The sequence below is a fragment of the Paenibacillus sp. FSL H8-0283 genome (assembly GCF_045040675.1).
Taxonomy (GTDB): domain Bacteria; phylum Bacillota; class Bacilli; order Paenibacillales; family Paenibacillaceae; genus Paenibacillus; species Paenibacillus amylolyticus.
Genome location: NZ_CP150295.1, coordinates 4,418,761 through 4,430,860, shown reverse-complemented (window position 1 = coordinate 4,430,860; position 12,100 = coordinate 4,418,761). Strand labels below are relative to the sequence as shown.

General features: G+C 46.4%; 11 protein-coding genes and 1 riboswitch. All 11 genes read left to right on the top strand.

The window, feature by feature from the left end; genetic code table 11:
* Positions 1–11 precede the first annotated feature (11 nt).
* The 11 genes from MHI52_RS19735 to MHI52_RS19685 all read left to right on the top strand — a co-directional run bounded on the left by MHI52_RS19735 (position 12) and on the right by MHI52_RS19685 (position 11,989).
* On the top strand, positions 12–1,679 hold the full coding sequence (locus MHI52_RS19735) for a spore germination protein (protein WP_036607848.1): 1,668 nt from the start codon (positions 12–14) through the stop codon (positions 1,677–1,679).
* A 103-nt stretch (positions 1,680–1,782) separates the two neighbouring features.
* The gene (gene lysA / locus MHI52_RS19730; protein ID WP_405157504.1) at positions 1,783–3,114 is read left to right on the top strand and encodes a diaminopimelate decarboxylase; all 1,332 of its coding nucleotides are present in this window, start codon (positions 1,783–1,785) and stop codon (positions 3,112–3,114) included.
* Positions 3,115–3,362: 248 nt separating this feature from the next.
* The gene (locus MHI52_RS19725; RefSeq protein ID WP_017687646.1) at positions 3,363–3,794 is read left to right on the top strand and encodes a peptidylprolyl isomerase; all 432 of its coding nucleotides are present in this window, start codon (positions 3,363–3,365) and stop codon (positions 3,792–3,794) included.
* A gap of 93 nt (positions 3,795–3,887) precedes the next feature.
* Entirely contained in the window at positions 3,888–5,213 is a 1,326-nt protein-coding gene (locus MHI52_RS19720; RefSeq protein ID WP_405157503.1) for a hypothetical protein, read from the top strand.
* Between the two features lie 168 nt (positions 5,214–5,381).
* Positions 5,382–5,548: riboswitch (FMN riboswitch) on the top strand.
* A gap of 322 nt (positions 5,549–5,870) precedes the next feature.
* A complete protein-coding gene (ribD, locus tag MHI52_RS19715; protein WP_164783406.1) occupies positions 5,871–6,974 on the top strand; it encodes a bifunctional diaminohydroxyphosphoribosylaminopyrimidine deaminase/5-amino-6-(5-phosphoribosylamino)uracil reductase RibD in 1,104 nt (367 codons plus the stop codon).
* 61 nt (positions 6,975–7,035) lie between these two features.
* Positions 7,036–7,704: a riboflavin synthase gene (gene ribE / locus MHI52_RS19710; RefSeq protein WP_036607839.1), complete on the top strand. Its 669-nt coding sequence runs from the start codon at positions 7,036–7,038 to the stop codon at positions 7,702–7,704.
* A 32-nt stretch (positions 7,705–7,736) separates the two neighbouring features.
* Positions 7,737–8,969, top strand: coding sequence for a bifunctional 3,4-dihydroxy-2-butanone-4-phosphate synthase/GTP cyclohydrolase II (locus tag MHI52_RS19705; protein ID WP_076318983.1), 1,233 nt, complete (start codon positions 7,737–7,739; stop codon positions 8,967–8,969).
* A gap of 102 nt (positions 8,970–9,071) precedes the next feature.
* Entirely contained in the window at positions 9,072–9,539 is a 468-nt protein-coding gene (gene ribE / locus MHI52_RS19700) for a 6,7-dimethyl-8-ribityllumazine synthase (protein ID WP_017687651.1), read from the top strand.
* 104 nt (positions 9,540–9,643) lie between these two features.
* Positions 9,644–10,444, top strand: coding sequence for a ScpA family protein (locus MHI52_RS19695; protein WP_036672308.1), 801 nt, complete (start codon positions 9,644–9,646; stop codon positions 10,442–10,444).
* Positions 10,413–11,069 carry an SMC-Scp complex subunit ScpB gene (gene scpB / locus MHI52_RS19690; protein ID WP_405157502.1) on the top strand — a complete coding sequence of 219 codons (657 nt, stop codon included), beginning with the start codon at positions 10,413–10,415 and terminating at the stop codon, positions 11,067–11,069. The genes MHI52_RS19695 and scpB overlap by 32 nt, the downstream gene beginning before the upstream one ends.
* A gap of 188 nt (positions 11,070–11,257) precedes the next feature.
* Positions 11,258–11,989 carry a DUF2953 domain-containing protein gene (locus tag MHI52_RS19685; RefSeq protein ID WP_076251141.1) on the top strand — a complete coding sequence of 244 codons (732 nt, stop codon included), beginning with the start codon at positions 11,258–11,260 and terminating at the stop codon, positions 11,987–11,989.
* Positions 11,990–12,100: the final 111 nt, after the last annotated feature.

Genomic DNA, 12,100 nt, shown 5'->3' with positions numbered 1-12,100 from the left:
GAGGATGGAAGATGGATGAACGAACGGAGCACACAGGCCAGGAAAATAGTGAAGGTATAACGGAAGAGATGTTACACAAGTCTGCTTATGAGATTCAGAAGGAAGAAGAGGAGAAAGCGTACAGTAAGAAAAAACAAAATGAGATGTCCGACAGCATTGAGGAATCTGTACAATATTGGCAGGAAAACGATGATATCTCCCCACGCATGAGTGAGAATAGATATACACTGCAACAGGTACTGGGGCTCGGAGAATCCTTCGACGTGAATATGAGGGAAATGGTTCTGGGTGGCAAGCACGTTGGGTTGCTGATGATCACCGGCTTCGCCAAGGATGAGATTTTGCTTGAAGTGTTGAAAAGACTGACCTATCTCACGCCGGATGACGTGTCCGGACATGCTCTCAAATCTTATTTTGAATGTTACATTCCCCATATTCAGGTGGAGAAAGTCGAGAAGATGAGTGCGGTCATCAACAAGGTTCTTACCGGTATGAGCGCAATGTTCGTTGAAGGAGACCGCTCGGTCTTAATTATGGATACCCGGAGTTATCCAGTACGTTCACCCGAAGAACCTTCCTTGGAAAGGGTAGTCCGAGGTTCCAGAGACGGCTTTACCGAAACACTCCTGACTAACGTGACCCTGGTGCGTCGCAGAATACGCGACCCGGGACTGAAGTTTGAGATTATGCAGGTGGGGCGGAGAACACAAACCGATGTCTGCGTGGTGTATATTGATGATATTGTGGATAAAGTGCAGGTCGATTCAGTTCGTGAAAAAATTCAGCGAGTAGATATCGATGGTATTCCCGCAGCCGATAAACAGCTGGAGGAAGCGATTATCAACAAGGGTTGGAATCCGTTCCCACTCGTTCGTTATTCGGAACGACCAGATGTTACAGCTTCTCATTTGCTGGAAGGACGAGTCGTCATTTTCGTAGACACTTCCCCCAGTGTGATGATTCTACCAACGACCTTTTTCGACCTATGTGAGCATGCGGAGGAGAACAGACAGACGGCCTTGATGGGAACATATTTACGATGGGTGCGTTTTGCAGGGATTCTCATCTCGTTGTTTTTGCTACCATTATGGCTTCTCATGGTTATTGACCCTTCGATTAAACCGATGGGACTTGACTTCATTGGTCCACAGGAAAATGTAAAGCTACCGCTGATTCTACAGTTTCTACTGATCGAACTGGGCGTCGATTTATTACGTATGGCAGCGGTCCATACGCCTACACCTCTGGCATCGGCTATGGGCTTAATCGCGGCCATTCTAGTCGGGGATATCGCGGTGAAAACAGGATACTTTGTCAATGAGGTTGTGCTCTATATGGCCATCGCAGCCATCGGTATGTTTGCCACGCCAAGTTACGAATTGGGTCTCGCCAATAGGCTGGTCAGGCTGGTTCTGCTAGTCGCTGTTGCGATATTCAAGGTTCCGGGGTTGGTCGTGGGCTGTACATTACTCATATTGGCGCTCACCGTTCACCGGTCGTACAATTCTTCGTATCTCTGGCCTTTTATACCGTTTAATGCAAAGGCCTTGGGCAACTTTTTATTCCGGCTTCCGCTACTGGAAAATAAAAAACGTCCATCATTCAATAAAACCCGTGACAACACCAAAATGTCCGATGATCCGGACGGGGAACTGCAAAAAAGTAAAAAACACAAATGATCTTCCAAAAAATCCATTCATCTCGCTGCCTAATTTGATATACTGGTGTAAAATCATTGGAATATCAATTGTTCCAGTATATAAAAAGTGAGGAATGCAGATTATGTATTTACATGGTACAAGTAAAATAAATGCGCAAGGACATCTGGAGATTGGCGGAGTTGATGCAACAGATCTGAAAGAACAATTTGGAACTCCCCTGTACGTTGTGGACGAGCAATTGGTTCGCGAGCGTTGCAGAGAGTACATGGAAGCATTCCGTGCTTCCGGATTGGGCTTCCAGGTTGCTTACGCAAGTAAAGCATTCTGTGTAATGGCGATGTGTGCCCTTGCAGCTGAAGAAGGACTTTCCCTGGATGTCGTATCTGACGGTGAACTGTTTACTGCACTGCAAGCAGGATTCCCGGCTGAGCGCATTCACTTCCACGGTAACAACAAAACGCTGGAAGAGATCGAAATGGCTCTTGATGCAGAGATTGGATGTTTTGTTGTTGATAACTTCAATGAATTGCATCTGTTGCAGGCTGTAGCAGCGGACAAAAATCGTAAAGTAAACATTTTGCTTCGTGTGACGCCTGGTGTTGAGGCACATACGCATGAATATATTTCCACAGGTCAAACGGATTCCAAATTTGGATTCGATATCGGTAATGGTACAGCATTTGAAGCGATTGACTTGGCTTCCAAGCAGTCTAACCTGGTATTGCTCGGTGTGCATTCCCACATCGGTTCCCAGATCTTCGAAGTTGAAGGCTTCCAGATGGCTGTTCAACGTGTTGCCGAATTTGCAGCAAGTGTATATGAGCGTCTTAATGTTGCTTTCAAAGTGGTTAACCTTGGTGGGGGATTCGGAATCCGTTATATCGATGGAGATACGCCGCTTAAAGTTGCACAATACGTGAAGGCTATTACAGATGCCGTTAAAAATCATTTTGCTCAAATCGGCTATGCCGTACCTGAGATCTGGGTTGAACCAGGCCGCAGCATCGTGGGTGAAGCGGGAACAACGCTGTATACCGTTGGAACAAGCAAAGACATTCCAGGCGTGCGTAAATACGTTGCCGTGGATGGTGGTATGACCGATAACCCACGTCCTGCTTTGTATGAATCCAAGTACGAAGCTGTGCTTGCTAACCGTGCGAATGAGGCTGCTCAGGAAACGGTATCCGTTGCGGGTAAATGCTGCGAGAGTGGCGATATGTTGATCTGGGATCTGGACCTGCCAAAAGTGGAAAGTGGCGACCTACTCGCTGTAGCTTGCACAGGTGCGTATAACTACTCCATGGCGAGCAACTACAACCGGATTCGTCGTCCAGCCGTTGTCTTTGTCAAAGACGGTCAAGGGGATGTCGTGGTACGCCGTGAGACGTATCAAGATATCATCCAGAATGACCTGGTACCTGCGCGCATTGGAAAACAGCCAGTTACTCGCTAATTCGTCAAAAGATAATGCGTTTCTGCATTATTCAAGATATAGCGCTCTTAAAGTTAAAGCAGATGAAAAAGGAACTTCCTTTTTTGTCTGCTTTTTGAGTATTTGAGCTAAATCATGAAAAAAGTTGCCGTTTTTTTTGCGATCCAGACATTTTCGGTGTACACTAAGAAAAGTGCTGTAATGCTTGGCCCAGGGTCATGCGTTCTGGCACCATTAACGATGGTCAATACGAAAGGAGTCATTTACATATGGCGAAACAAGCGAAAATTAAATTGGCAAACGGCGGAGAAGTTCTGATCGATCTGTTCGATCAAGAAGCTCCAAACACAGTAGCAAACTTTGAGAAACTGGCTAATTCCGGTTTCTACAATGGTCTTACATTCCACCGTGTTATCCCGGGCTTTGTAGCTCAAGGCGGATGCCCTAACGGTTCCGGTGCAGGTGGCCCAGGTTACACAATCAACTGTGAAATTAACCCAAACAAACATGAGCGCGGAACACTTGCTATGGCACATGCTGGCCGTAACACAGGTGGAAGCCAGTTCTACATCTGCTACCAACCGCAACCACATTTGGATGGACAACATACGGTATTTGGTAAAGTAACTAAAGGTATGGAGTTCGTGGATGCTTTAGAAGGTAAAGACAAAATGGAAACTGTTGAAGTTGTAGAAGCTTAATACCTTCACCTTAACTGGATCCATACATGAAGTGCTTCTTTTATAGAAGCACTTTTTTTATTTTTACATACTTGAAATCGGTGATTAGAAAGGATGAATAAAACCTTGGATATGGTTACTCAGCTAAGCTTGTTAAAACAAATTTATAGTGAGCGCACGTTGTGGGATGAAGAATTGCAGGCATCGCGCCATGTCGTTCCGGATAGTCTATCCGTAAAGGATCGAGAAGCGCTTGAGGCAGCCGGGCATGAACCGAATCGCTTTGTACGTCCGCAACATGATGAAACGATTACTGAGCTGAAAAAAGTTGCGAATCAATGGACGATCAATGATGCAGCGCAGGCCTTTGTATCCTCTTTGTGGTCAGCACCCATGATCTGGCGCTCGTTGCTTACGGGCAAGCTTATTGCGAGCAGTATGCCAAGTCATGAACATACGCCATATCCATCTTCGAACACTTGTAAGATCTGCGGATTAAGTGTAGATCAAGCAACCGACACAACGCTGCAATGGTATTGGCGGATGACCAATGGAACCCCGTTGGACGGTGATCCTTTTGGATGCGTGTTGGCACTTCGAGAGCTGGCTACCGCACAGGAGCTTCCAATACCCAATGAGTACGACCGCTGGACATTCCGTGCGGTGTTAACGGTGCTGCGCGAATTACCTCCCAAAACACGTTACAGCAAGGCAGCAGTAGCGCTCAAGAAGGAACGTCTTTTGCCTACACAGAAGGAATATGCTTACCGTGATTTGCTTGAGACGTTAGCTCTGATTGGCATATTGGATACGCCGGAACATCCCGGAATGATCACGGAATTCACCTCTTATATGCAGCGTGACGCACGCCCCAATGTGCGGGTGGAAGTGCAGGCCCCTCTGGCGTGGTGGGATTCATCTGTCGGAATTAATGAGAACAACCTGAACAAGATATTTCATGATTTTGATCTGAATAATATATCTCTTGCGGATAAGCCTGATGAGAGTCCAGCTCTAAAGGACACGATCTTAGGGGCATTGGAGAAGAAGAGAAGTGTTCGTGGAAAAGTACCAAAGGCATCTCCTGATGCAGGTACCGGGGAGGTACAGTCTGGCGATGTGTATGCTGTTCGGGTCCGAGAAGGTGTATGGGTGACTGTATATTGTCATGAAGTCAGAGACAAGCGCGTCATCGTTGAATATCTGGATGGTGTCTTTCCAGAGATGCCGGGTAAAGCAGATTTGCATGGGACGTTTCGACCGAGAGCGAATGGACGCTGGAAATGCTCGGCTATTGCGATCGATTCCACAAGTTGGGTCAGAAGGGTGGCAAGAGAGTTCCCGCTTCCGACTTCGCCCCTGCAAGAACCTGATCGCACTCCATTCCATAATGCCAAAGAATTAAAGCATATGGCGAGCTGGTGTTTTCCTGATATGTAGAATGATACGATGGATGTGAAATGTGTCTCCAAACAAAAACCGTGCCTCCTTGAGAGGAAGCGGTTTTTTGTTGTTTCTTAGCTTATTAAAAGTTAGTATGTGACAAAAAGGAACAAAAAACAATTGATTTTTTGGCATTAAAGTGCTAACATCCAAGTAATAACGAAAGCAATCCTTCAGGGCAGGGTGCAATTCCCTACCGGCGGTGATGCATCAAGTGTCTGGACATATGTCCAGCACTTGATGCAAAGTCCGTGACCTGTCTGCCATTGGCAGATGGCTGATCTGGTGTAATTCCAGAACCGACAGTATAGTCTGGATGGGAGAAGGAGAGGTGCAGACCTAACAGGTTTGCATTCAGCAGGAGTATTGCTGCACAGTCACGATTTGTGATGCTTGGACTGTGCAGGGAAGATCCGGTTACGCCGGACAGTTCCATACATATGCCGCACTATAAAAGCTCTTTACCTGTAATTGATGTTCATTAAGGTATGTGTCTATTTTCACTTGCCCGAAATGAAGTTTTGGGCAAAGTGTTGGCGTGCTGTATCCATTTCACTCCTGCTGGTGACAATTGTCTCTCATCATCCCCATCGAACTGATTGTTCGACGGGGATTTTTTAATAAACAAGACTTTAAACCGCGGGGTGAACGGATTTGGAAATGATCAATGATGAATTTTATATGGCACTGGCATTGGATATGGCGGAACGAGCACAGGGACAGACGGGGGTTAATCCGGTCGTTGGATGTGTAGTTGTGAAAGAGGGTCGTATTGTAGGCCTGGGGAGCCATCTGAAACGTGGAACCGGTCATGCAGAGGTGCATGCACTTAACATGGCAGGCAGTGATGCAGAAGGAAGTACGGTATACGTTACACTTGAGCCTTGTAGTCATTATGGCAAGACGCCACCTTGTAGTGAACGCCTGATTCATGAAAAGGTGAAACGTGTTGTGGTATGTTGTGAAGATCCAAATCCGCAAGTATCCGGCAGGGGTATAAGCATGCTTCGTCAACAAGGCATTGAAGTTGAAGTTGGCGTACTGCGTGAGCGTGGAAGACGCATGAATGAAAAATTCATTAAGTTTATTACAACGGGTCTACCTTTCGTGACACTGAAGACGGCTACTACTTTGGATGGCAAAATTGCAACGCGCAGCGGAGACAGCAAGTGGATCTCTAACGAGCCCGCTCGTGAGATTGTGCATGCCCTTCGTCATCGGCACCAGGGAATTATGGTTGGCGTCGACACGGTAATCGCCGATAATCCGGAACTTACAACCCGTTTGCAAGTCGAAGGCATTAGTCCAGTGCGCATTGTAGTGGATTCCAAGTTACGTCTTCCCGTAGGTGCCAAAATGGTTAAGGATGGTCTTGCTCCAACATGGGTGCTGACAACAGACGAAGCCAGTCCTGAAGCTGCTGAACGTTTGGAAGCCTACGGCGTCGAGATTATACGCTGTGGTCCTGGACCACGTGTGGATCTGTTAAACGGTCTTAGCAAGTTGGGTGAGCGTGACATTGGTTCAATTTTGCTTGAAGGTGGAGGCACCTTGAATGGAGCCATGCTGGAGGCAAGGTTGGTCGATCGACTGCTCATGTTTATCGCTCCGAAGATTGTAGGCGGTTATGATACACCTGGAAGCTTCCGCTTCGAGGGTGTGGAACGTATGAATCAGGCGATTCAATTGAATCAGTTGGAGATCGAACAAGTTGGAGATAATATCAGCATTGGCGGTATTCCGGTGTGGCCTGAATAAATAAATGGATTTGAAAGTAGAAAGTTAGGTTCTTTATAACTTGAAAAAGGGAGGCGGCAGCATGTTTACCGGTTTGGTGGAAGAAGTCGGTCAGATCCGGCGTATTGGTCGGAAAGGCGAAGCGATGGTCCTGAATATCGGAGCTTCCGCCATCATGGACGATCTGAAGATTGGTGATAGTGTAGCAGTGAACGGCGTGTGCTTAACTGCGACAACGCTCGAAGGTGGAGGTTTTACCGCCGATGTAATGCCTGAAACCTATCGCCATACCAATCTCAGTCAGCTGCAATCTGGCAGTAAAGTTAATCTGGAGCGGGCCATGCAATCAGGCGGTCGTTTTGGCGGCCATATCGTTCAGGGCCATGTTGATGGTACTGGAGTGATCGGCAGTATAACACGTGATCAGAATGCAATTGTGTTTGAGATCAAGCCTGATGATCACCAGTTGTTCAAATATCTGATCCCCAAAGGATCAGTTACACTGGATGGCATTAGCTTGACCGTTGTCCATACATCGGATACCGCATTCACGGTTTCCATTATCCCGCATACCATTGGTGAAACTGTACTAAATGTAAAAAAGACAGGGGATACCATTAATATCGAATGCGATATTTTGGGCAAATATGTGGATCATCTGCTCCAGTATGGGAGAGGACATCGGGAGACAGGTGCTGGCAAGCCGCGCAGTATCAGTGAAGATTTTCTCTCCAATCACGGATTTGCATAAATAGAGAACAGAAATTAACTGGAGGTGGACCAATGTCAGAACAATCCATTCTGGACACAATAGAAGAAGCCATATATGATCTCATGCGTGGTAAACCCGTCATTGTTGTGGATGATGAAGATCGGGAGAATGAAGGCGATTTTATCGCTTTGGCCGAAAAGGCGACGCCTGAAGTCATTAATTTCATGATTACTGAAGGTAGAGGTCTGGTCTGTGTTCCGATTACACAACAACGTGCGGACGAACTTAACCTGAAACCGATGGTTCAACAAAATACGGATTTCCATGGAACAGCCTTCACCGTCTCTGTGGATCACAAAGATACAACAACAGGAATCTCGGCACATGAACGCTCTATTACCGTGAAAGGTCTGATCGATCCTGAGGCGAAAGCCGGGGACTTCCGTAAGCCTGGTCACATGTTCCCGCTGATTGCAAAAGACGGCGGTGTACTTCGTCGTGCCGGACATACGGAAGCGGCTGTAGATCTCGCTATCATGTGTGGTTCCTACCCTGCTGGTGTTATCTGTGAAGTGATTAAGGAAGATGGCACGATGGCCAGACTTCCGGATCTGCAGGAGATTGCCCGCAAACATGATCTGAAGCTGATCAGTATTCAGGACATGATTCGTTACCGTAACGAAAAAGAGCAGCTGGTTCAACGTGAAGTAGCTGTGCGTATGCCAACGGACTTTGGTGAGTTTCAAGCGGTGGCTTATACAAATGCTGTGGACAATAAGGAACATGTGGCTCTGGTCAAAGGAGAAATTGATGGTTCGAAACCTGTGCTTGTACGTGTGCACTCTGAATGTTTGACAGGTGATGTATTCCATTCGCATCGTTGTGACTGTGGTCCGCAGTTTGATGCGGCACTCAAACAGATTCACGAGGAAGGCAATGGTGTACTGCTTTATATGAGACAGGAAGGTCGGGGTATTGGCCTGATCAATAAACTCAAAGCCTACAAGCTGCAAGAGGAAGGTATGGATACTGTTGATGCAAACCTGAGTTTGGGTTTTGCTGCCGACTTGCGTGATTACGGAATTGGTGCCCAAATTCTGAAAGACCTTGGGGTTCGTCAGATCAGACTGCTAACTAACAACCCTCGTAAAATTAAAGGTCTTGAAGGATATGGACTTGAAGTCGTAGAGCGTGTCGCGATCCAGATGGAGGAGAACGAGGACAATACGGTTTATCTTCATACCAAGCAAGCCAAGCTGGGGCATATGCTCAAGTTTGATGATATCGAGCAAAACGAACAGTAAATATATTTTAGATGAACAATGTTCACCATGTAATTTATGGAAGAGATTACTTAGGGATTTCCGTTACTTACATTACATTATACCGTTAGGGAGATGACTTGAATGCCACAATTTTTTGAAGGACATTTAGTTTCAGAAGGATCACGATATGGAGTTGTCGTTGGACGTTTCAACGAATTCATTACCAGTAAATTGCTTAGCGCAGCGCTCGATGCATTCAAACGTCACGGCGTTCAGGATGATGAAGTGGATGTAGCCTGGGTTCCAGGTGCGTTCGAAATCCCTTTGATTGCGCAGAAAATGGCAGAGAGCGGCAAGTATGATGCGGTGATTACCTTGGGAACTGTCATTCGTGGATCCACTACACATTACGATTATGTGTGCAACGAGATGGCTAAAGGGGTAGCAGCAATTAACCTGAAAACTGGCGTGCCTACGATCTTTGGACTGGTTACAACAGAAAATATTGAACAAGCGATTGAACGTGCTGGAACCAAAGCGGGTAACAAAGGATGGGATGCAGCTACGGCGGCAATTGAGATGGCAAACTTGACGAAACAGCTAAAATAGTGCTTATTTAATAGTAGTGCCCTGCTTTGCGCAGACGAACACGGGAAACCGGATTCGGACGGCTTAGCAGGGTTTTGTATTTTTCTGGCGGGAGGATTCGTCTAGTGACGGTAGTTACATACAAACTGGAGACTTTTGAAGGGCCTTTGGATCTGCTGCTTCATCTGATTGATAAGGCTGAAATTCATATCCAGGATATTCCCATCAGCGATATTACCGATCAATACATGGCGTATCTGCATTCGATGCAGGAACTGGAACTGGATATTACGAGTGAATTTCTGGTCATGGCAGCAACATTGCTGTCGATCAAGAGCAAACTTTTACTGCCCAAACCACCGGTCATTGAGGACTTCGAGGATTATGATTATATGGAAGAAGAAGATTATGATCCACGTGCAGAGCTGATTGCGCGTCTGATAGAATATCGCAAGTACAAGGGAATTGCGCGTCATCTTCATGAACGGGAGTGGGAACGCAGTCTTATATTTTCCAAAGAGCCCGAGGATCTGCGCCCCTATATGCCCGTAGAAGCCCAATCGAACCCGGTTGAGGGTTTACACACCTCTGACCTGATTGCAGCATTTCAGAAGGCGCTACGCAAGGCTGAGAAGCGTACAACCGTAACCCGGATCAAACGGGATGAGATTTCGGTTAAGGATCGGATACGGGATGTCATCGGCGCTTTGGAAAGTATGGGGCCGGGAGGCAGGCTGTTATTCTCCAAGTTGATGGATGAACATATCTATCGCCATGAGATTGTTGTCACTTTTCTGGCGGTGCTGGAACTGATGAAGATGAAGCAGATTGTCTGTTATCAGGAACGGATGTTTGAGGATATCGTTATGGAGTGGAGAGGGGAAACAAAGAATCATGGATTTTCCGAAATTGAAATCGATTATTGAAGGCCTGCTGTTTTTGTCCGGAGAAGAAGGTCTGAGTATCAAACAAATCGCCGAGATCGTTGACCAGCGAGTGGAGCTTGTAATGGACGCGATTGAGGAGATGATTCATGAATTTTCACAGCAGGGACGAGGTGTACAGATTCTCAAGATCGCTGGTGTAGTTCAGTTGGGCACCTTGCCTGACCACGCTGTATATTTCGAGAAACTGGCATACTCTCCCGCGCGTACGTCCTTATCCCAAGCGGCTCTGGAGACGCTGGCTATTGTAGCGTACCGGCAGCCCATTACACGGGTAGAGATTGAGGAAATCCGCGGTGTAAAATCGGAGCGGGCCATCCATACGCTTGTGAATAAGGATCTAATTATTGAAGTGGGACGAGCCGAGGCGATCGGACGACCAATTCTGTATGGAACGACCAAGTCATTCCTGGATTATTTCGGACTGGCTTCAATTAAAGACCTTCCGGAACCAGGTTTGTTCGAAGATTCGGAAAACCTGGAAGAAGAGACACAACTGTTATTCAACAAACTGGATTTGCAACAACTGGAACCGGAAAGTGCTGATCCGGCGGATGATCTAAGTCATATCGACAACGAAGACGATAATAACGATTCTTCACTCTAATTTGCAAGCTCATACTAACCGACACCCATCAGTGGAGTCGGTTTTTTTGTGCATTGTTTTAGATAAATGGTGAATAGAACAGTTTCCAAACAAATATGTAATGGGATTTTTAGGAGAGACGTGAATTTTTTCCTATCCAGAGTGCCATACTAGACGAGAAAAGAATTGAGGGCTTGGAGGTAAGGCCTGTGTGGATTTGGCTTGGAGGAATCGGTTTGTTGTTCGCATTGCTGATTGCCGCAGTCCTCATCTCAAATGTTCATGTACATTTTACATTCAGTAAACATAAAAGTGATGATTACGCCAATATTAATGTTCGTCTTCTCTATGGGATTGTGCGGATTAACTATGAGATCCCGAGTATCGTTTTTCGCAATATGAAGGAAGGTTTTCTGGTCAAGACCGAACAATCCATGAATCATTCGAGAGGCGAGGCCCAGGGTAGCGAGCGGGTCAACAAACGCAAAGTCAAGAAGTGGGCTAAAGATGTGAAAATTATGCTTAGGGCAACGGACGCGCTCAAGCTGTGGCTGAAGCAAACACTCACACGCGTACATATGACCCAACTGTCCTGGGCTACCCACATCGGCGTTGGTGATGCAGCATATACAGCGGTGCTGACGGGTTGGGTGTGGAGTATCAAGTCCATTATTATTGGTTTTCTCACCTATCAGATCCGCTTTGATGAAACACCTGTGCTTCAGGTTATGCCGGTATGGTCCGATGAAATGGAATTTAGAACGGAACTCGATTTCAGAGTGAAAATTCGGATTACAGCCGTTCTGATCGCTGGAGTTACACTACTCACCCGTGTGTTTCAAGTCGAAGGCGGATGGCGGATGTGGTTCAAGCTTCTTCAGGAACAGCGCCGCAGGCATAAGGAGAAGCAAAAGAAGAAACTTAGTGGGACAACAGTATAAAAAACCATCATAGTCGGTCTGTTTTTGGGAATGTAAGGTTGGGATTTGGTGAGTGTATTTAAAATGCTTATTACATAAGTCCCTTCAAGTTTGGGGATGATATGGTTAGAT

Excerpts from the sequence above, each read along its gene's own strand:
- MHI52_RS19725 (WP_017687646.1), top strand. The coding sequence starts at position 3,363 with ATGGCGAAACAAGCGAAAATTAAATTGGCAAACGGCGGAGAAGTTCTG.
- lysA (WP_405157504.1), top strand. The coding sequence starts at position 1,783 with ATGTATTTACATGGTACAAGTAAAATAAATGCGCAAGGACATCTGGAG.
- MHI52_RS19735 (WP_036607848.1), top strand. The coding sequence starts at position 12 with ATGGATGAACGAACGGAGCACACAGGCCAGGAAAATAGTGAAGGTATA.
- MHI52_RS19720 (WP_405157503.1), top strand. The coding sequence starts at position 3,888 with ATGAATAAAACCTTGGATATGGTTACTCAGCTAAGCTTGTTAAAACAA.
- ribE (WP_017687651.1), top strand. The coding sequence starts at position 9,072 with ATGCCACAATTTTTTGAAGGACATTTAGTTTCAGAAGGATCACGATAT.
- scpB (WP_405157502.1), top strand. The coding sequence starts at position 10,413 with ATGGATTTTCCGAAATTGAAATCGATTATTGAAGGCCTGCTGTTTTTG.
- MHI52_RS19705 (WP_076318983.1), top strand. The coding sequence starts at position 7,737 with ATGTCAGAACAATCCATTCTGGACACAATAGAAGAAGCCATATATGAT.
- ribE (WP_036607839.1), top strand. The coding sequence starts at position 7,036 with ATGTTTACCGGTTTGGTGGAAGAAGTCGGTCAGATCCGGCGTATTGGT.